This window comes from Methylobacterium indicum (assembly GCF_001043895.1).
Taxonomy (GTDB): Bacteria; Pseudomonadota; Alphaproteobacteria; order Rhizobiales; family Beijerinckiaceae; genus Methylobacterium; species Methylobacterium indicum.
In genome coordinates this window covers 39,245-59,057 of record NZ_JTHF01000063.1, presented here as the reverse complement: position 1 = coordinate 59,057, position 19,813 = coordinate 39,245, and the positions used below count along the sequence as shown (strand labels likewise).

The following is a 19,813-nucleotide window of genomic DNA, read 5'->3' as shown; positions in this document are numbered from 1 at the left end:
TGGCGCCCATCACCCGCCAGCGGCATTCCCTGGCTTGCACGACCCGTGCCAACCCCGTCGGCGCGGCGGAACGATCGCCCGGACGATGCGTTTGCCGACACCCTCCCCGCCGGGCCGCCCGTCGTCGCGCCCTTGCGGCGGCGCCTTCGAGGTCGGCAGCGAGGCCCTGCCCGGTTGCGCGCCAGGGCGCCAGGACGCTCAACTGCGCGCCACACCCGCCAATTCGCTCGGCGATGCAAGCGCGGGCATGCACGAATTATAGCCAACCACTGATTTTTCCGTGGTCAAACCGAGCATTCCCCAGGCACACTCCGTTACGATCTCAGAGGCTGGCGCGGCGACGCGGTGGCCCTCACGGGAGACCCATCCGATGAGCATCTCCGGCCCGCACGTCACCGCGAAGATCTACGCGTTCCCGGCCGGCGGCCGCAGCCGCGGCGGCCGCAACGACTGGTCGGCGCCGAGCCCGGCGGCACGCGAGCGCGCCCCCGACATCGTGCCGGCGAGCGGCGGCTACCACGACGCGGCGATCCGCGAGGAACGCTCGCGCAAGCCCTGAGCAGATTTCGCCGAAGTGGACACCGGTTCGGCGGCAAAAACCTGCGACGAAACAAGAATCCAGACGGGCGAAGCGTTGGCCTGCCCACGGTACACGACATTGAAGAAAGTGGAGGCCACCACGCGGGCGTTCCACCCCCTTTCCCGGACGACTGGAGCGTCAGCGGAAGGAGATCCGGGATCCAGCAGAGGACATGCCGCGAAGCGGCTCAACCTGTTGCACCGTCGCAGACAATGAGACGCTTCGCGGCTTTTCGTGCTGGATTCCGGATCTCCTTCCGCTTCGCTTCAGTCGTCCGGAAAAGGGGGTCGGTTTGCAATGGGTCATGGAGCCTGGCTGCACGGTTCCCGGCCAGTGTCGTGTACCGTGGGCCCGGAGGAGCGCCTGATCGCACCGCGATCGGGCTCCGCTCCAGGACGGCGCGGGACCGGCCCTACTCGCCGAAGATCGACCAGCCCAGGCGCTTCGTCAGCCGCTCGAGCGCGATGCGCCCGAGATGGGAATTGCCGGCGGCGTCGAGCCCCGGGGCCCAGACGGCGATCGAGGCGCGCCCGGGTGCCACCGCCAGGATGCCGCCGCCGACGCCGCTCTTGCCCGGCAGGCCGACCCGGTAGGCGAACTCGCCCGAGCCGTCGTAATGGCCGCAGGTCAGCATGACGGCATTGATGCGCCGCGCCCGCTCGGCCTGCACCACCGACAGGCCGGTGCTGGGATCGCGGCCCGAATGCGCCAGGAACCGGCCCGCCGCCGCGAGCTGCCGGCACGTCATGCTGATGGCGCAGTGGTGGAAATAGACGCCGAGCGTGTAATCGACCGGATTGTCGATGATCCCGAACGACTTCATGTAGTTGGCGAGCGCCACGTTGCGGAATCCGGTGCGCTGCTCGGAGGCCGCCACCTCCTCGTCGATCGTGATGGTGCTGTCCTGCGCCAGGTACTGCATGAAGCGCAGGATCTCGCCCAAAGCCTCGCGGGGCTGGTGGCGCGACAGGATCAGGTCGGTGACGGCGATGGCACCGGCATTGATGAACGGGTTGCGGGGGATGCCGCGCTCGTATTCGAGCTGGACGACGGAGTTGAACGGGCTGCCCGAGGGCTCGCGCCCGACCCGCTGCCACAGCCGGTCGCCGACCATGCCGAGCGCCAGCGTCAGGGTGAAGACCTTCGAGATGCTCTGGATCGAGAACGGCACGTCGCAATCGCCCGCGGCCGCCATCGTGCCGTCGGCGCCGATCACCGCGAGGCCGAACTGGTTCGGATCGACCCGGGCGAGCTCCGGGATGTAGCGCGCCACCTCGCCGCGGTCGCTCCGTTGGCGCATCTCGTCGGCGATCTCGCTCACGACGGTTTCGAGGTTCGGCACGGAGCGGGGATCCCTGACAGGAAGACAAGCGCGGCCTTATCGCTGCAAGTTCGGGGCCTCAAGCGCGTCTTGGCGACATTCCGCCGGAAGCAAGGGGTTTCGCGCGATCGATTGGGACCACAACGACCTCTCGCGCGTTGACGCAGGGACCGCCCGGGATGCGGTCGCGGCGGGGGAAGAGGCGGATTTGAGCACGGGTGGCACCATCGCGATCATCGGGGCGGGCATCGCCGGTGCCGCGGCGGCGCACCGCCTGCACGCCGCCGGACGCCGCGTCGTCGTCTTCGACAAGAGCCGCGGCCCCGGCGGGCGCATGGCGACCCGGCGCGGACCGGACGGCCTGCGCTTCGACCACGGCGCCCAGTTCTTCACCGCCCGCGATCCCCGGTTCGCCGCCCGGGTCGAGGACTGGACGGCGCGGGGCGTCGCCGCCCCCTGGGGCGGGCCGCACCGGCACGCAGGCACGCCCGGCATGTCGGCGCCGGCCCGCGACCTCCTCGCCGGCATCGATCTCCGCTGCGGCCGCGCCGTCGGGCGCCTGGTGCGGGACGGCGAGGCCTGGCGCCTGCAGGAGGCCGACGGCACGGCGCTCGCCGAAGGCACCGCCTTCTCGACGGTGTTCCTGACCTGCCCCTCGCCCCAGAGCCTCGCCCTCCTGGCCGGCGCCGGCCGTGATCTGCCGGGCGTCGGCGACGTGCGCTACGCTCCGTGCTGGACCCTGATGCTCGCCCATGACGGGCCGCCGCCCTTCGACGGGCCGGTGCGGGAGGATCGCGATCCGGACGCGGTCTTCGCCTGGATCGCCCGCGACGACACCAAGCCCGGTCGTGACGGCGGCACCCTGGTGGCGCATGCCGCCCCCGCCTGGTCGCGCGCCAACCTCGAAGAGCCGGCCGACAGGATCGCCGAGCGGCTGGTCGCGGCCCTGAAGACCCTCGTCCCCGTCGGGACCGTGCGCCACGCCGCCGCCCATCGCTGGCGCTACGCCCAGGTCGAGCGCGCGGTCGGCGCGGATTGCCTGTTCGCGCCGGAGACCGGCCTGGGCTTTGCCGGCGACGGCTGCCTCGGCCCGCGGGTGGAGCTCGCCTATCTCAGCGGGCTCGCCCTGGCCGAGCGCGTGATCGACGGGGGCGCGCCGTGAGCCCCGCGATTGCCGAGGTGCGGGAGCGCACCGCAGCGCAAGCGTGGCCGGCGCTAGCCTTGCCACATCGGGACCATCGTTCCGCCCCAAGGCGGTGCGACACCGCTCCCGAACGGGATGGGCTTCATCCCCGGGGCGACCCTCCTGTCGGGATCGTCCCCGTGCCGGCACCGCCGGCTCCCGCAGGCCGGACCGCTCCGGCCTTCCACCACACCACAGGGCGACGACGGTTCTCGGTGCCGGGCGGCTTCCCGCCCCGCTTCCTGGTTCGTCCAACCTTCATGTCGGGTGAGTTCGATGTCTGATGCGTACCTCTTCCTCCACATCGCCGGATCGATGACCTTCGTGGCTCTCGCCGGGGTCGGAATCGGCAAGGCCCTCGACGCCTGGGTGCGGCAGGCCCCGGGTGGCGACGACGACGGCGCGCTGGCCGAGTAGAGACTTGAGACCGAAGCGGGCCCCTCGCCGGGAGACGGGACGATGCGGGACTTGATGGACAGGGCCGGCCGCGTCGCCGCCCGGCTGACGGCGCGGCGGGAGACCGTCGCGGTGGCCGAATCCTCCGCCGGCGGCCTCGTCGCCGCGTCCCTGCTCGCGGTGCCGGGCGCCTCGGCCTACTTCCTCGGCGGAGCGGTGGTCTATACCGGCGAGGCGCGCCGGGCTCTGCTCGGCCTCGACGAGGCCGGGATGGCCGGCCTGCGCAGCGCCAGCGAACCCTATGCCGAGCGCGTCGCCGCCCTGGTGCGGGAGCGCCACGGCGCGGCCTGGGGCCTGTGCGAGACCGGCGCCGCCGGCCCCCGCGGCAACCGCTACGGCGATGCGGCCGGCCATACCTGCCTGGCGGTGGCCGGCCCGGTGTCGCGCCGCCTGACCGTCGAGACCGGCCACGGCGACCGGGCCGCCAACATGGAAGCCTTTGCGGCCGCCATGCTGGACGCCTTCCTGGATGCGCTCGCGGAGGCGGATCGGATACGGGCCCCGTAGGGCCCGCTTCCGGACGAGGCGGCCCCGGATCAGCTCGGCCGGTCCATCCGGCAGGTCGTCGGCAGCACCGTGTCCTTGGTCTCGACCCGGCCGACCGTCTTCCAGCCCCAGCCGGTGCCCTCCTCGTCGAAGCGCATGCCGGGCTCCATCGGGCCGAAGGAGTGGACGAACATCGTCTGGAAATACTGGTGGTCGTCGGGCCGCACGTAGCCCTCGCTGCCGACATGCGGTTTGAGGTGGGCCTGTTCGAGTTTGGGCGCCACCTTGCGCGCCTCCGACGAGCCGGCCTCCTGCATCGCGGTGAGCAGCGCGTTCATCGCGTTGAAGGCGCGGGGATAGGTCGAGCCGATGCCGGTGCGGGCCCGGAACGCGGCCTCGAACTCCTGCGCGGCGGTATCGCCCTCGTTGGCGGCGCCCTGCGAGACCTCGAACACCCGGTGGGCGAGGCCGGTCTGGCGCACCACCGTCGGCCCGCCGGTGCCGGCGGCATAGTAGGTGTAGAAGCTCGCCTGGAGCCCCGCCTCGGCGGCGGCCTTGAGCAGCAGGTTGATGTCCTGCGCCCAGTTGCCGGTGATGACCGAATCGGCCCCCGACGCCTTGATCTTGGTGACGTAGGGCGCGAAATCGTTGACCTTCTGCAGCGGCGTCACCTCGTCGCCGACGATCTGGATGTCGGGCCGCTTGGTCTTCAGCATGGCACGGGCCTGCTGCCGCACCGATTGGCCGAACGAATAATCCTGGTTGATCAGGTAGACCTTCTTGATTTCCGGCCTCGTCTTGATGAAGTTCGTCAGCGCCTCCATCTTGATGTCCGAGTTGGCATCGAAACGGAAATGCCAGTAGTTGCATTTCTCGTTGGTGAGGGACGGATCGACCGCCGAGTAGTTGATGTAGATGACCTGGCGGTCGGGGTTGCGCTCGTTGTGCTTGGCGACGAAATCGGTGAGCGCCGCGGCCGCGGATGAGCCGTTGCCCTGCACCACCACCCGGGCCCCGGCATCGATGCCCTTCTGGGCGGCGATCACGGTCTCCTGCGGGTTCACCTTGTTGTCGTAGGCCAGGACCTCGAAGCGAAACGCTTTCTGGCGGGCGTTCAGCACCTCGGCCATGTACTGGAAGTGGCGCAGGCCGGCCTCGCCGGTCGGCGCGCCGCCGCCCGAGAGCGGATCGATGAAGGCGATCTTCACCGTCTCCTGCGCGGCGGCCGCGCCGCACTGGGCCGTCCCCCACAGGGCCGGACCGCCGACCGCGACGACGAAGGCGGCGCCACGCAGCGCCTCGCGAATGGGCGTCATGTTCCTCTCCTCTCGCCCGCGGTCGTCTCGGATCCCCGATGGGGCCGGTGCCGCGTTGCCGGCGCCGAGGGTCCGGCGCGGGGTGGAAGCCCGTCAAGTGGAAACCGCAGCCTCGCGGGACTGCCCGCGCCGTTTTACATGTGACATGGAATCGAAACCCATGCGCGCAGCCGACTCGGGAAGAGATCCGACGCATCCTGCAGACGAGACGCCGGCAGGCCGCCCTCTCCCGCGAACATCTCACAGGATCACGCCACGATTTGTCCTGCGAACGCTCCGACATCCAATGAATTGGAATGATTATAATTACGGCCTTTCGGCGGGGTTGCAGCCCGAAACATTGACATCCGCGCCGCCGGCGGCTTAAGCGTCGCGGCGATGCGGGCCGTCGAACGGCCGGCGGCGCTCCTTCGGGTCGAGGCGCGTGGCGGGGACACGGACCATGATTCAGCCCGACGCGCCCCGCGCGAGACGCCCCCGGTGAGATCCGCCCTCTTCCAGCTCCACTGGTTCCTCGGCCTGACCGCCGGCCTCGTCCTGATGGTGGTCGGGGCGACCGGCGGCCTCCTCGGCCTCGAGGACGAGGTCACCGGCCTGCTCAGCCCCGACATCGTCGCCGTCCAGGCCCGGGAGGCGCCGCGGCTGACGCCGGACGCGCTGGTCGCGCAGCTGACGAACGGGACGCCCGGGCGGCGCGTGACCCTGCTGGTGCTGAACGGCGCCCCCGACCGGGCGGCGCGGGTGCGCCTCGCCGACGGGCCGGGACGCGGCGTCGAGACCTATGTCGATCCCTATGACGGCCGGGTCCTCGGGCCGGCGCGGGGCGAGGCCTTCTTCGACGACGTGCGCCGGCTGCACCGCTGGCTGCTGCTTCCCGGCAACGGCGACGGCTGGGGCCGCACCATCACCGGCGCCTCGGCGCTCGCGCTCGTCTACCTCGCTTTGTCGGGCCTGTACCTGCGCTGGCCCAGGGGCCGGCGAGACTGGCGGATCTGGCTGAAGCCGGCGCTCAACCGCCGCGGCCGGGCGCTGTACTGGTCGCTGCACGCGGTCGTCGGAACCTGGGTGCTGGTGCTCTACCTCGTGATGGCGCTCTCGGGCCTGTGGTGGTCCTACGGCTGGTACCGCGACGGGGCGACCTTGCTGCTCACCGGCCGCGCGCCGGCCGCCGTGCCGGCTCGGACCGCGGGAAACCGGGACATGCCGAAGCGCGAGGGCGCGCCCGCCGCCCTCGATCCCGCCTTCGCGGCCTTCACGGCGGCGACGGGCGGCCGCTACGCCACCGCCACGCTCGCGCCGGCCCGCGCGGGCGAGACCCTCCGCATCCGGTCGGTGGCCCCCGACGCCGCTCATTTCCAGGCCCGCGACGAGTGGCGCTTCCACCCGGACGGCACCCTCGACTCCCGCGACCTCTATGCCGAGCGGGCGCTGGGCCCCCGGCTCGCCGGCAGCATGCTGGCCCTGCACGAGGGCCGCTTCTTCGGCCCCGTCGGCTGGATCGCCTTCATGCTGGCGGCGCTCGCCCTGCCGCTCTTCGGGGTGACGGGGCTGCTGCTCTATCTCGGCCGGCGCCGCAGCCGGCGGCGTCATGCGGCGGCGGCGGTCCGGCCGGCGCGGTCCACCGACATGCGGCCCGAGCAGGCGGCCTGACCTTCGGTCGCGAGTTGCCTTTCGGTCCCATCAGGCAGTAAGCGCACGGGCAGCAGGGCCGCCCGACCGGCGAGAGGATGCCGCATGATCCGCAACGACGTCTCCATCACGCCCGAGCTCGTGCGCCAGCACGGCCTGACCGAGGACGAGTACCAGCGCTTCGTCGGGCTGATCGGGCGCGAGCCGACCATCACCGAACTCGGCATCGTCTCGGCGATGTGGAACGAGCACTGCTCGTACAAGTCCTCGCGCCTCCACCTGAAGACGCTGCCGACCAAGGCGCCGTGGGTGATCCAGGGCCCGGGCGAGAATGCCGGCGTCATCGACATCGGCGACGGCCTCGCCTGCGTGTTCAAGATGGAGAGCCACAACCACCCGAGCTTCATCGAGCCCTACCAGGGCGCGGGCACCGGGGTCGGCGGCATCCTGCGCGACGTCTTCACCATGGGCGCCCGGCCGATCGCGGCCTTGAACGCGCTGCGCTTCGGCTCGCCGGACCATCCGCGCACGCCCCACCTCGTCTCCGGCGTGGTCGCGGGCATCGGCGGCTACGGCAATTCCTTCGGCGTGCCGACGGTCGGCGGCGCGGTGGGCTTCCACACCCGCTACGACGGCAACATCCTGGTCAACGCCATGGCGGTGGGCCTGGCCAAGACCGACGCGATCTTCTACGCGGCGGCGACCGGCGTCGGGAACCCGATCGTCTATCTCGGCTCGAAGACCGGCCGCGACGGCATCCACGGCGCCACCATGGCGTCCGCCGCCTTCGATGCCTCGTCGGAGGAGAAGCGCCCGACCGTTCAGGTCGGCGACCCCTTCGCGGAAAAGCTCCTGCTCGAGGCCTGCCTGGAGCTGATGGCGTCGGGCGCGGTGATCGCGATCCAGGACATGGGCGCGGCGGGCCTGACCTGCTCGGCGGTGGAGATGGGCGCCAAGGGCAATCTCGGGGTGGAACTCAACCTCGACGCGGTGCCGACCCGCGAGCCCGGCATGACCGCCTACGAGATGATGCTGTCGGAGAGCCAGGAGCGCATGCTCATGGTGCTCAAGCCCGGCATGGAGGCCGAGGCGCAGGCCATCTTCGTGAAGTGGGGCCTCGATTTCGCGATCATCGGCCACACCACCGACACGCTCCGCTTCGTCATCAAGCACGGCGGCGAGACCGTCGCCGACCTGCCGATCAAGGAACTCGGCGACGAGGCGCCGCTCTACGACCGGCCGCACCGCCAGAACGCCTACCAGCCCGAGATCAAGGCGGAGGACGTCGCGGCGCCGATGCGCAACGTCGACGCGCTCAAAAAACTCGTCGGCTCGCCGGACCTGTGCTCGAAGCGCTGGGTCTACGAGCAATACGACCACTTCATCCTCGGCAACACCGTGCAGAAGCCCGGCGGCGACGCCGCGGTGGTGCGGGTCGAGGACGGGCCGAAGGGCTTGGCGATCTCCACCGACGTGACCCCGCGCTACTGCGAGGCCGACCCGGTCGAGGGCGGCAAGCAGGCGGTGGCGGAAGCCTGGCGCAACATCACGGCGGTCGGCGGCCGTCCGCTCGCCATCACCGACAACCTCAACTTCGGCAACCCGGAGAAGCCGGAGGTGATGGGCCAGTTCGTCGGCTGCATCCAGGGCATCGGCGAGGCCTGCCGCGCCCTCGACTTCCCGGTCGTGTCCGGCAACGTCTCGCTCTACAACGAGACCGAGGGCGTGGGCATCCTGCCGACCCCGACCATCGGCGGCGTCGGCGTGGTCGACGACGTGAACAAGATCGCCACGGTGGCGTTCAAGCGCGACGGCGACGCCCTGGTGCTGATCGGCGCGACCAAGGGCTGGCTCGGCCAGTCGGCGTACCTCGCCACGATCTGCGGCCGCGAGGAGGGGGCGCCGCCCCCGGTCGACCTCGCCGCCGAGAAGCGCAACGGCGACTTCGTGCGCGGGCTGATCACCGCAGGGATCGTCGACACCGTGCACGACCTCTCCGACGGCGGCCTCGCGGTAGCCGTCGCCGAGATGGCGATGGCGGGCAATATCGGCGCCGTGCTGCCCGAATGCCCGCTGCCGGTGGCCTGCCACGCCTACCTGTTCGGCGAGGACCAGGGCCGCTACCTCCTGGCGGTGGAACCCGACGCGGTCGCCGACCTGCTCTACAGCGCCAGCGCACAGGGGATCGACGCGGCGGTCATCGGCGTCACCGGCGCCGATTCCCTGACTCTGCCGGGCGACGAGCTCATCGCCCTCGACGACCTGCGCAAGGCGCACGAGGACTGGCTGCCGGGCTACATGGCGGGTCCGGCAGCCGACGCGGCCTGAGGATCTGTTCGAGCGCTTCGACCAATCCGTCCCACCCGCGACCTCATCCTGAGGTGTCAGTCCATCTTCGATGGACTGGCCTCGAAGGAGGGCTCCAGAAGTCTTCGAGCTAACTGGAGCCCTCCTTCGAGGCTCAGCGATCTTCGATCGCCCGCCCCTCAGGATGAGGTTGCGGGCAGGAATGAACGGGTTCACATGCCCCGGATATCTTCGAAGCAATCCGATTCCGAGTAGGAGACGACCCGATGCCGATGGATGCCCGCGAGATCGAGGCGATGATCAAGGAGGCCCTGCCCGACGCCACGATCGAGATCCGCGATCTGGCCGGCGACGGCGATCACTACGCCGCCACCGTCGTGTCGGCGGCCTTCAAGGGCAAGTCGCGGGTGCAGCAGCACCAGATGGTCTACGGCGCGCTCCAGGGGCGCATGGGCGGGGTGCTGCACGCCCTTGCCCTGACCACGGGCGTGCCGCAGGATTGACGCTCCAAGGATCGATGCCCCAAGGATCGACGCCTCAAGGATCGATTCCCCCGGAGGTCTGACGCATGGACGAGATCCGCACGGATCGGCCGAGCCTCTACGACGAGGACGTCGTCGCCTGGGCGGAGCAGCAGGCGGCGGCTCTGCGCGCCCTCGGGGCGCGCCCGGACCTCTCGAACACCCTCGACTGGGACAACATCATCGAGGAGGTCGAGACGGTGGGGCGTTCGGAGGTCAGCACCGTCGAGAGCGCACTTCGCCTGGTGCTCGTGCACCTGATCAAGCACCTCTCGGCGCCGCACCTGCCGCCGTCGTATCACTGGCGCTCGGAAATCGTGGCGTTTCAGATCACCGGACGATCAAGCTACCGTGCCTCGATGCGGCGGAAGATCGATCTCGACAAGGTCTGGCGTGATGCAGTGGTCCAGGCAGAGGCGAACCTCACCGCATACCACGACGCCGTGGTGGCAGGTCTGCCCGAGACTTCGCCTTTCACGCTGGACGACCTCGTCACCGAGACGTTCGACCTCGATCGCAGCCTGATCCAGCTCGCCGCATCGCTGGATTCCACGCGGGCGACGCGGCGCCGGCGCTGAGACCGCCGCCGGATCGTCCACCTTGGACATTCCGGCCGGCCATCCTTACATGATACACGGAACGAGGACCGTAGCCATGACCGACGTCAATAGCCGCATCGAGACCGAGATCAAGTCCCAGGACGTGGTGGTGTTCATGAAGGGCACGCCGCAATTCCCGATGTGCGGCTTCTCGGGCCAGGTGGCCCAGATCCTCAATTACCTCGGCGTGCCGTTCAAGGGCGTGAACGTGCTCGAGGACATGGAGATCCGCGAGGGCATCAAGGCCTTCTCGCAGTGGCCGACCATCCCGCAGGTCTACGTCAAGGGCGAGTTCGTCGGCGGCTGCGACATCACCCGCGAGATGTTCCAGTCCGGCGAGCTGCAGCAGATGCTGACCGAGAAGGGCATCGCCACCAACACCGCCGCGGCCTGATCCAGACCCCGCGAGACCGAGGAGGAAGGGCGCGCGAGCGCCCTTTTTCGTTGCGCCGCCGCGAAACCCGGCCACCCGTCGATGCGTCTACCCCGGAGTGGCGGGCGCGCGGGACGGCGACATGCGGGACGTGATCATCGTGGGAGGCGGGCCGGCGGGCCTGTCCGCCGCCCTCATCCTCGGGCGCTGCCGGCGCCGGGTGCTGCTGATCGATTCGGGCCACCCGCGCAACGCGGTGACGCCGCACATGCACGGCTTCCTCGGCCGCGACGGGCGCCCGCCCGGCGACTTGCGCGAGGAGGGCCGCCGGGAACTCGCCGCCTACGACACGGTCGAGATCTGGGACGGGCGCGTCGCCGACGCGGTGGTGGCGCCGGACGGCTTCCAGGTGGTGATGGACGACCAGCGCCGGGAGAAGGGCCGCCGGATGATCCTCGCCACCGGCCTGCGCACCGACCTGCCGCCGATCGAGGGGTTTTCGGAGTTCTGGGGCCACGGCGTCCACCATTGCCCGTATTGCGACGGCTACGAGAACCGCGACCGGCCGCTCGCGATCTACGGTCCGGGCGAGGCCGGGAAGGGTTTGGCCCTCGAACTGACCGCCTGGAGCCGCGACCTGACGCTCTGCACCGACGGGCCCAGCGGCTTCGACGCCCCGGAGCGCGACCGCCTCGCCCGGAACGGCATCCGGATCGAGGAGCGGGCGGTGGCCCGGCTCGAAGGCGAGGACGGGCGATTCGCCAGGGTCCGCCTGCGCGACGGCGGGGCCCTCGCCTTCGGAGCCCTGTTCTTCGTCACCGGGCCCTGCATCCCCTCCCGGCTCGTCGAACGTCTCGGCTGCGACCTGTCGCGCAAGGGCACGGTGCCGACCGGCGACTACGAGGAGACGAACGTGCCGGGCCTCTACGTCGCGGGCGATGCCTCGCGGCGGGTCCAGCTCGCCATCGTGGCCGCCGCCGAAGGCGCGATGGCGGCCTTCGCGATCAACACCGAACTCCTGCGCGACGACACCCGCTGACGGACCGAATCAGCCGAGGCCGAGCATAGGCCAGGACAGGATTCCGCATTTTTTCGCATGCCCTGTGTCAGTCCAATAACGTGGGTGGATCAGGCGCTTGGCATCTCCCCCGCCCCACCGGACCGATCGACCGGGACCAACAATCCTCCTGTCAAGACTATATCCTGCGCCGCAGGCTTGTTAGCTTTGCCGGGCGGCGAGGGGGATTTCGTCATGAAGGGGCTGGGGCAGGCTTGGCGAGCAGGGCTCGCCCGGCGCGTGCAACGCGCTGCAACGATCCGCGAGGCTGCCCTGCGGCAGGCCGACGGCGAGCATCACGCCCTCACCGCGCGGGATCTGATCCGTATGGCGCAATCCGCCCTCGCGTCGAGCGAAACACGGAACTGATCCTCACGCCGTTCGGTCCAAGACGACCTCGCAAGACGATCTCGCAAGACGACCTCGGCGACGACCTCGGCCCCGCGATGCACCACCGGGCGTCGAACGGTCCCGGCGCGGCATTGACCCCCGCAGCGGGCCGGGGAACCGAACGACTCCGCCATGGGTTGAGGGGCGGAATCTCGTGCGAAGGCCGGCTACCAGGCAGGATCCGACGGTCATCCACGATCGGACACGACCGTGACGGAAAGTGCCACGCCGTCCTGCGGTGACGCGGCCCGCGGTCGTCTCCGGTCGTCTCACCGCCAAGTTTCGCGACGATCCGGCCCTGCTACTTTGCGCGCGAGATTTTCTTGCAGCGCACAATAGGTCACGTGCGCTGACGCACACGCGTCTCGCAACCCTTGCGCTAATCCCTGCTTCACTGTCGCATGCGGCGACCCGCCACCTTAGTCGGCAACCGTGAACTTTTTCTTGCGCGGCGGTCCAGGGTGCGGAACTATGGCATTTCTTAGTCGTTATTGGTTCTCTCACCCGAGTATGCGTCTTCCCAGACAGCCACGGGCCGCGCGCCCGGGGGACCCCCATGCCTGATTTCGAGTCACGGAACCTCGACGACGTCGAGAGCCTCACCCGCCTCGCCGAGCTTCTCCATCCCACCAAGTCCGCCCGGGCCGAGGCCAAGGACCGCGGCCGCCGCCGTGCGGCGACCGGCTTTCTGCCGGCCCAGAGCCCTGCGCCGGCTGGCCCCGCCGGGCACGCCCTCCAGCACGCCTGATCCCCGTCGGCAGGCCCGCGATCGGGCCGTGCCTCACCAGGTCTGCGGGGTGATCAGACCCTTCGTGGTCACCACGACCCAGGTCCGTCCGCGACGCTCGATCGCCTCGATCCGGCCGGCCCCCGGCAGGGTGTCGCCCGGGCCGACCTCGACGAGCCGCCGGTTGCGGTTCTCGATCATCGCCATCCCGTCATAGACGTCGCGCAGCACCCAGCCTTCGATGGCGGGCGGCTTCGCCTTGTCGGCCGGCTTGTCGGGCAGGCTTCCGGTGAGGGCCGGCTCCGCCGCAGCGACCGGCCTTGCCGCGACCTGTGCGGCTGCCGCGGGCGCGTGGATCGCCGGGGCCTGGGCGATCGGAGCCGAGACCGCCGGGATCGCGGCCACGGGCGCCGGGCGCTTCTCCAGCTTGTCCATCACCGCCGTGAGACGCGCCGCCTGCTCGCGGTCGGCGTGCTCCTGGCGCTCGGCCATGGCCGTCAGGCGTTCCGTGAGGGCCGCCACCTTGCCGGCGAGGTCGCCGTCCTGGCGCTGCAGCCGCTCGACACGCTCGGAGATCTGGCCCAGGCGGGCGCCGGCCTCGGCCCGGCCCTTGTCGGCCGCCTCGTGCGCCTGCACCGTGCGGTCGCGCAGGAGCGACAGATCGGTGGCGAGCCGCGCGCTCTCGGTGCCGCCGGCCTCGACCCGGGCATTCAGCCGCGTCCACTCGGCTTGCGGGATGCCGGCACCGCCGCCCTGGGCCGCGTTCATCAGCGCCACGGTGGCGCCGCCCGACAGGGCGCCGACGCAGCCCGCGCAGAGCAACCCCGCCACCGTCGTCGTCTTCAGCTTGCGCCACCCGGACAGGGCCGCGACACCGCCCTTGAGCGAGGGCGCCGCGCCGGCCGACGCGCCAGCCGATGAACCGGCCGACGAACCGGCCACGTCGTTCTGATCCACCATGACCCGAGCTTCCCAGAAATCCAGGAAGATTTGGGTAACCATGCTTGCTTACCGATTGGTTACCGAAAAGGGGGCCGGATCGCGGCCCGGTCCCCTCCCCTCACGCCAGCGCCGGCAGCACCCGCTCGATCTCGGCCCGGTGCGGCTCAAGGAAGGACGGCAGCTTCAGGGCTTCGCCCAAGGCCTCCGCCGGCTCGTCGGCGGCGAAGCCCGGCGCGTCGGTGGCGATCTCGAACAGCACGCCGCCGGGCTCGCGGAAGTAGACCGAGCGGAAGTAGTTGCGGTCGCGCTGCTCGGTCACCTGCAACCCCAGCGCCCCTGCCCGCTCCGCCATCGCGGCCTGCGCCGCATCGTCGGCGGCCCGGAAGGCGACGTGGTGCACCGAGCCGCCGCCCGAGCGCCCGGGCAGGAAGTCGCCGACCTCCCGCAGGGTGACGTGGGCCCCGAGCCCGGCGGCGCCGGCATACCGGGTGAGCGCCCCCTCCCGGCCGGTCTCCGCGAGACCCAGCACCTCGGTCAGCACCCGGGCGGTGGGCGCCGCCTGGCGCAGCATCAGGGTCACGCCGTGGAAGCCCCGCACCGCGTGCTCGGCCGGCACCTCGGACCCGGTCCAGGCCGGCTCGGCCTCCGCCCCCGCCACGCCGACGAGCGCGAGCCGCATCCCGTCGGGATCGCGGAACGGCAGCACCGTCTCGCCAAAAACCTTGGCGGGCGCCTCGAAGGCGATGCCGGCCGCCACCAGCCGGTGGGTCCAGTAGCCGATCGACCCCTCGGGCACCCGGAACGCCGTCTCCTCGGTCTGCCCGACCCCGACCCGGCCCGGAGCGACATGCTCCCAGGGGAAGAAGGTCAGGATCGTGCCGGGCGCGCCGTCGGCATCGCCGTAATAGAGGTGGTAGGTGCCCGGATCGTCGAAGTTGACGGTCTTCTTCACCAGCCGCAGGCCGAGGACCCGGGTGTAGGAGTCGAGGTTGCGGCGCGCCGGCCCCGAGATGGCGGTGACGTGATGCAGGCCGGCGGAGGTGGTGGCGGTGCGGGTGGTCGTCATGGCCGGAAAGCTCCTGATGGGCGGGCCGTCGGGTCCGTCGCGATCACGGCAATCTAGGACTTGCCCTCCAGCGCCAGAATAGAAACAATCGAAACCCATCGTTTCCGGAGGCGTCGATTCCGCTCCCCGATTTCGAGGCCTGGGCGATCTTCGCCCGGGTGGCGCAGACCGCCTCGTTCTCCCGCGCCGCCACCGAGCTCGGCCTGTCCAAGGCCACGGTGTCGAAGGCGGTGAGCCGGCTCGAGCGCCGCCTCGGCGCCGCCCTGCTGCACCGGACCTCGCGGCGCCTCGCCCTCACCGAGGCCGGACGCCTCGCCCTCGACGGCGCCGCCCGCATCCTGGCGGCCGGCGAGGCCGCGGAGGCCGAGGCGATGGCGCAATCGGCCTCGCCCCGGGGCCTCGTGCGGGTGGCGGCCCCGATGTCGTTCGGCCTCGCCCATGTCGCCCCGCTCCTGCCCGACTTCCTCGCCGCGCATCCGGAGGTCGCGGTCGACCTGCATCTGAGCGACGCCCAGGTCGATCTCGTCGGCGACGGGTTCGACCTCGGGCTGCGGATCGCGGCGCTCGCCGATTCGAGCCTGCGCCTGCGCCGCCTCTGCGCGGTCGGCCGCTCCCTGGTCGCGGCCCCCGCCTATCTCGACCGGGCCGGACGGCCGGCGCATCCGCGCGACCTCGCCGGGCATGCCTGCCTCGGCTACGCCTACCTGCCGAACCCCGAGCGCTGGCACTTCCGCGACGCGACGGGCACCGAGGTGACCGTGACCCCCACCGGGCGGTTGCGGGCGAACAATGCCGACGCGCTGACGCCGGCGCTCCGCGCCGGCCTGGGGCTGGCGGTGCAGCCCGACTTCCTGGTCTGGGACGACCTGCGCGCCGGGCGGCTGGAACGGGTCATGCCGGGCTGGTCGCCGCCGCCGGTCGGGCTCAACCTGCTGATGCCGCCGGGCGCCGCCCGCCCGGCCCGGGTCACCGCCCTGGTGACCTTCTTGGAGCGCCGCCTCGCCGCGGCACCCTGGGCCAGCGACGCGGGACCAAACGACATCCGCGCGAAGCGAGATGAGGTACAGGAGACGACAGACTAGAGCATTTTCCGACGAAGTGGATACCGGTTCGTTGAAGAAAATGCGACAAAACAAAGACTTAGAGAGCTTCGCGATTGCAGCGCGATCGTGAAGGGCTCTAGGCGAGGGCCGGCGAGGCGCGAGACGTCGGGAGACGACACGGCAAGCGCAACCGGTGACAGAACGGCCCGTCCGTCACAATGTGGCTTTACAAGGCCGCCGGAATGGCCGAGGGGGGGGCGCATACGACCTTCGTCGTAGGACGGTATCAGCCGCCCGGGGCGCGGCCGTGCTGCCGTATGTTAGACTAGGCCCTTGATTTCACCGCATTTTTTGCGTCCCGCCCGGTTTCCACCCGGATCAAAAGGTGATCTAAGCTCCGATCGGGGACCGAGAGGAAAGAATGCAATGAAGTTCCGCGTCGAGGTCGATTGCACCCCGGTCGAGGCCCGCCAGTTCGTTGGTCTTCCCAACGTCGAGCCGCTCCAGGCGGCGGTGATGGCCGAGGTCGAGCGGCGCATGATGGCCGAGATGGACCGCTTCTCGCCCGACACGATCATGCGCAGCTGGTTCACGGTATTTCCCCAGAACGCGGACCAGATGCAGACCATGTTCCTCAAGATGTTCCAGCAAGGCTTCGGCGGCAGCGCGTCGGCGCCGAGCAAGTCGGACACTTGAGGTCACCGGCCCGGAGGCTGTTCCGGATTTCCGCACTGCAACGACGGGCGGGATGCGGATCACCGGAACCAGCCCCGCCACCGGGTAAGCTAAACCCTTGCAATGCCTGACGAGTTGCGAAAGCATAGCGGTGGCACGAACAATGCTGACGCCTGCGGCAGCTCGACTCGCCGATCGAGTATGACCTAAGGGAGGACAACGTGGAACGCAGTCGCGATCTCGACCCGGTCGAGACCCAGGAGTGGCTCGATTCGCTCGACGGCGTGCTGGAGGTCGAGGGCCCGGATCGGGCGCACTTCCTCATCGAGCAGGTCATCGAGGGGGCCCGCAAGAAGGGCGCGCCGGTCCCCTACTCGGCGAACACGGCCTATGTGAACACGATTCCGGCCGACAAGCAGCCCCCCCATCCGGGGGACAGGGCGATCGAGCACCGGATCCGCTCGGCGATCCGCTGGAACGCCATCGCGATCATCCTGCGCAACAACAAGGATTCGTCGGAGCTCGGCGGCCACATCGCCAGCTTCCAGTCCGCCGCGACCCTGTACGACACCGGCTTCATGCATTTCTGGCACGGCGCCGAGGGCGACCGTGGCGGCGACCTGATCTACGTCCAGGGCCATTCCTCGCCGGGCATCTATGCCCGCGCCTACCTGGAAGGCCGCCTGACCGAGGAGCAGCTGCTGAGCTTCCGCCAGGAAGTCGGCGGCAAGGGCCTCTCCTCCTATCCGCATCCCTGGCTGATGCCGGATTTCTGGCAGTTCCCGACCGTCTCGATGGGTCTCGGGCCCCTGATGGCGATCTACCAGGCGCGGTATCTCCGCTACCTGCACCATCGCGGGCTGGCCAATACCGACGGCCGCAAGGTGTGGGCGTTCATGGGCGACGGCGAGATGGACGAGCCGGAGTCGCTCGGCGCGATCTCGCTCGCCTCGCGCGAGAAGCTCGACAACCTGGTCTTCGTCATCAACTGCAACCTGCAGCGCCTCGACGGCCCGGTGCGCGGCAACGGCAAGATCGTCCAGGAGCTGGAGGCCAACTTCCGCGGCGCCGGCTGGAACGTCATCAAGGTGCTGTGGGGCTCGGGCTGGGACCAGCTTCTCGCCCGCGACACCACCGGCATGCTGGCGCGCCTGATGGAGGAGTGCGTCGACGGCGAGTACCAGGACTTCAAGTCGAAGAACGGAGCCTATATCCGCGAGCACTTCTTCGGCAAGTACCCGGAGACCGCCGCCCTGGTGAAGGACTGGAGCGACGAGGACATCTGGCGGCTCACCCGCGGCGGCCACGACCCGAGCAAGGTGTTCGCGGCGTACTCCGCGGCCGTGAAGCACAAGGGCCAGCCGACCCTCATCCTCGCCAAGACCGTCAAGGGCTACGGGATGGGCGAGGCCGGTGAGGCGCAGAACATCACCCATCAGCAGAAGAAGATGGGCGAGGCGGTGCTCAAGCAGTTCCGCGACCGCTTCGGCATCGACCTCAACGACGACCAGATTGCCGAGATCCCGTTCATCCGCTTCCCCGAGGGGTCGCCGGAGCACACCTACCTGATGGAGCGCCGCAAGGCGCTCGGCGGCCCGCTGCCGGCGCGGCGCGGCAAGTCTCAGGCCCTCCAGATCCCGCCGCTGGACGCCTTCTCGGCCCAGCTGAAGGAGACGGCGGGCCGCGAGATCTCCACCACCATGGCGTTCGTGCGGGTGCTCAATACCCTGCTTCGCGACAAGAACATCGGCAACCGCATCGTGCCGATCGTGCCCGACGAGAGCCGGACCTTCGGCATGGAGGGCATGTTCCGGCAGTTCGGCATCTTCAGCCAGGTCGGCCAGCTCTACCGGCCGGAAGATGCCAACCAGCTGATGTACTATCGCGAGGACGAGAAGGGCCAGATGCTCCAGGAGGGCATCAACGAGGCCGGCGCGATGTCGTCCTGGATCGCGGCCGCGACCTCGTACTCCCATTCCGACGCGCCGACGATCCCGTTCTACATCTACTACTCGATGTTCGGGTTCCAGCGCATCGGCGACCTCGCCTGGGCCGCCGGCGACATGCGCGCCCGCGGCTTCATGATCGGCGGCACCGCCGGCCGCACGACCCTGAACGGCGAGGGCCTCCAGCACGAGGACGGCCACAGCCACCTGATCTCGGCCACCATCCCGAACTGCGTCTCCTACGACCCGACCTTCTCCTACGAGGTGGCGGTGATCGTGCAGGACGGCCTGCGCCGGATGTATGCCGAGCAGGAGGACGTGTTCTACTACATCACGGTGATGAACGAGAACTACGAGCATCCCGGCATGCCCGAAGGGGCCGAGGCCGGGATCCTCAAGGGCATGTACCTGTTCCGCGAAGGCAAGGCGGGTGCGGCGAACCGCGTCCAGCTGATGGGCTCGGGCACGATCCTGCGCGAGGTCATCGCCGGGGCCGAGCTTCTGGAGCAGGATTTCGGTGTCAGTGCCGACATCTGGTCCTGCCCGAGCTTCACCGAGCTGCGCCGGGAGGCGATGGCGGTGGAGCGCTGGAACATGCTCCACCCGACCGAGACGCAGAAGACGTCCTACGTCGAGACCTGCCTGTCGAGCCGTCAGGGCCCGGTGATCGCGGCGACCGACTACATGCGGCTCTTCGCCGACCAGATCCGCCCCTACGTGCCGGGCCGCTACAAGGTGCTCGGCACCGACGGCTTCGGCCGCTCGGATTACCGGGTGCGCCTGCGCGAGTTCTTCGAGGTCAACCGCTACTGGGTCGTCGTCGCGGCGCTCAAGAGCCTGGCCGAGGAGGGCGCCGTGCCGGCCGCCAAGGTCGCCGAGGCGATCGCCAAGTACGGGCTGAACCCGGAGAAGCCGGCCCCCTGGACGGTGTGATTGGTCAAGACGTGCGAGGTCCCCTCTCCCGGATGTCCGTTCGGTTTCACACGTCTCCTCTGAGAGCTAACCCTCTGTAAATTCGTGCGCCTTCCCCTCCCCCCTGTGGGGAGGGGTCAGGGGTGGGGGTGGTTCCGCGTAAAGCTATGCGGCGCCTCCTGCACCACCCCCACCTCCAACTCCTCCCCACAGGGGGGAGGAGAGGTGCGCGCCTTCCAGGGGAAGAGAGCAATCAGACCGAGTTGTGGAGATGCGATAGCGGA

Annotated in this window: 19 protein-coding genes; 15 read left to right on the top strand and 4 right to left on the bottom strand. The window is 70.0% G+C overall.

Features of this window, described 5'->3' with window-relative positions; translation table 11 throughout:
* Positions 1 to 370: 370 nt before the first annotated feature.
* A complete protein-coding gene (locus tag QR78_RS07975; protein WP_048426962.1) occupies positions 371 to 559 on the top strand; it encodes a DUF2735 domain-containing protein in 189 nt (62 codons plus the stop codon).
* A gap of 433 nt (positions 560 to 992) precedes the next feature.
* Here the strand turns inward: QR78_RS07975 and QR78_RS07970 are convergent, their stop codons facing one another.
* Positions 993 to 1,922, bottom strand: a complete 930-nt coding sequence (locus QR78_RS07970) for a glutaminase (protein ID WP_048426961.1) — start codon at positions 1,920 to 1,922, stop codon at positions 993 to 995.
* A gap of 187 nt (positions 1,923 to 2,109) precedes the next feature.
* Between QR78_RS07970 and QR78_RS07965 the strand changes: the two genes are divergently transcribed.
* The 3 genes from QR78_RS07965 (at position 2,110) to QR78_RS07960 (ending at position 4,047) form a co-directional block, all read left to right on the top strand.
* Positions 2,110 to 3,063 carry an NAD(P)/FAD-dependent oxidoreductase gene (locus QR78_RS07965; RefSeq protein ID WP_244276607.1) on the top strand — a complete coding sequence of 318 codons (954 nt, stop codon included), beginning with the start codon at positions 2,110 to 2,112 and terminating at the stop codon, positions 3,061 to 3,063.
* A gap of 297 nt (positions 3,064 to 3,360) precedes the next feature.
* Positions 3,361 to 3,501 (top strand): hypothetical protein, encoded by a 141-nt coding sequence (locus tag QR78_RS35470; RefSeq protein WP_165602092.1) that lies wholly within the window; start codon positions 3,361 to 3,363, stop codon positions 3,499 to 3,501.
* Between the two features lie 42 nt (positions 3,502 to 3,543).
* Positions 3,544 to 4,047 carry a CinA family protein gene (locus QR78_RS07960; RefSeq protein ID WP_048426960.1) on the top strand — a complete coding sequence of 168 codons (504 nt, stop codon included), beginning with the start codon at positions 3,544 to 3,546 and terminating at the stop codon, positions 4,045 to 4,047.
* 29 nt (positions 4,048 to 4,076) lie between these two features.
* On the opposite strand, the gene QR78_RS07955 is transcribed toward QR78_RS07960, so the two are convergent.
* Positions 4,077 to 5,342, bottom strand: coding sequence for a branched-chain amino acid ABC transporter substrate-binding protein (locus QR78_RS07955; protein WP_082172129.1), 1,266 nt, complete (start codon positions 5,340 to 5,342; stop codon positions 4,077 to 4,079).
* A gap of 480 nt (positions 5,343 to 5,822) precedes the next feature.
* Here QR78_RS07955 and QR78_RS07950 point away from each other — a divergent pair, with 480 nt between their 5' ends.
* The 8 genes from QR78_RS07950 (at position 5,823) to QR78_RS07920 (ending at position 12,966) form a co-directional block, all read left to right on the top strand.
* Complete coding sequence (locus QR78_RS07950) at positions 5,823 to 6,992, top strand: PepSY-associated TM helix domain-containing protein (RefSeq protein ID WP_048426959.1); 1,170 nt, start codon at positions 5,823 to 5,825, stop codon at positions 6,990 to 6,992.
* An 84-nt stretch (positions 6,993 to 7,076) separates the two neighbouring features.
* On the top strand, positions 7,077 to 9,299 hold the full coding sequence (purL, locus tag QR78_RS07945) for a phosphoribosylformylglycinamidine synthase subunit PurL (RefSeq protein ID WP_048426958.1): 2,223 nt from the start codon (positions 7,077 to 7,079) through the stop codon (positions 9,297 to 9,299).
* 245 nt (positions 9,300 to 9,544) lie between these two features.
* Positions 9,545 to 9,781 (top strand): BolA family protein, encoded by a 237-nt coding sequence (locus QR78_RS07940; protein WP_048426957.1) that lies wholly within the window; start codon positions 9,545 to 9,547, stop codon positions 9,779 to 9,781.
* Between the two features lie 65 nt (positions 9,782 to 9,846).
* Positions 9,847 to 10,377, top strand: coding sequence for a DUF29 domain-containing protein (locus QR78_RS07935; protein ID WP_048426956.1), 531 nt, complete (start codon positions 9,847 to 9,849; stop codon positions 10,375 to 10,377).
* A 76-nt stretch (positions 10,378 to 10,453) separates the two neighbouring features.
* Entirely contained in the window at positions 10,454 to 10,792 is a 339-nt protein-coding gene (grxD, locus tag QR78_RS07930; protein ID WP_048426955.1) for a Grx4 family monothiol glutaredoxin, read from the top strand.
* Between the two features lie 121 nt (positions 10,793 to 10,913).
* The gene (locus QR78_RS07925; RefSeq protein WP_048426977.1) at positions 10,914 to 11,810 is read left to right on the top strand and encodes an NAD(P)/FAD-dependent oxidoreductase; all 897 of its coding nucleotides are present in this window, start codon (positions 10,914 to 10,916) and stop codon (positions 11,808 to 11,810) included.
* 84 nt (positions 11,811 to 11,894) lie between these two features.
* Positions 11,895 to 12,197: a hypothetical protein gene (locus QR78_RS33990; RefSeq protein WP_125940038.1), complete on the top strand. Its 303-nt coding sequence runs from the start codon at positions 11,895 to 11,897 to the stop codon at positions 12,195 to 12,197.
* 577 nt (positions 12,198 to 12,774) lie between these two features.
* Positions 12,775 to 12,966 (top strand): hypothetical protein, encoded by a 192-nt coding sequence (locus QR78_RS07920; RefSeq protein ID WP_048426954.1) that lies wholly within the window; start codon positions 12,775 to 12,777, stop codon positions 12,964 to 12,966.
* A 33-nt stretch (positions 12,967 to 12,999) separates the two neighbouring features.
* Here QR78_RS07920 and QR78_RS07915 read toward each other — a convergent pair whose 3' ends face one another.
* Positions 13,000 to 13,905, bottom strand: coding sequence for a hypothetical protein (locus tag QR78_RS07915; protein ID WP_048426953.1), 906 nt, complete (start codon positions 13,903 to 13,905; stop codon positions 13,000 to 13,002).
* A 100-nt stretch (positions 13,906 to 14,005) separates the two neighbouring features.
* Positions 14,006 to 14,953: a ring-cleaving dioxygenase gene (locus QR78_RS07910; RefSeq protein WP_048426952.1), complete on the bottom strand. Its 948-nt coding sequence runs from the start codon at positions 14,951 to 14,953 to the stop codon at positions 14,006 to 14,008.
* 116 nt (positions 14,954 to 15,069) lie between these two features.
* Here QR78_RS07910 and QR78_RS07905 point away from each other — a divergent pair, with 116 nt between their 5' ends.
* From QR78_RS07905 to aceE, 3 genes are all read left to right on the top strand, one after another.
* Positions 15,070 to 16,035, top strand: a complete 966-nt coding sequence (locus tag QR78_RS07905; RefSeq protein WP_048426951.1) for a LysR family transcriptional regulator — start codon at positions 15,070 to 15,072, stop codon at positions 16,033 to 16,035.
* A 387-nt stretch (positions 16,036 to 16,422) separates the two neighbouring features.
* Positions 16,423 to 16,692 carry a DUF6489 family protein gene (locus QR78_RS07900; RefSeq protein ID WP_048426950.1) on the top strand — a complete coding sequence of 90 codons (270 nt, stop codon included), beginning with the start codon at positions 16,423 to 16,425 and terminating at the stop codon, positions 16,690 to 16,692.
* A 200-nt stretch (positions 16,693 to 16,892) separates the two neighbouring features.
* Positions 16,893 to 19,550: a pyruvate dehydrogenase (acetyl-transferring), homodimeric type gene (aceE, locus tag QR78_RS07895; RefSeq protein ID WP_048426949.1), complete on the top strand. Its 2,658-nt coding sequence runs from the start codon at positions 16,893 to 16,895 to the stop codon at positions 19,548 to 19,550.
* Positions 19,551 to 19,813: the final 263 nt, after the last annotated feature.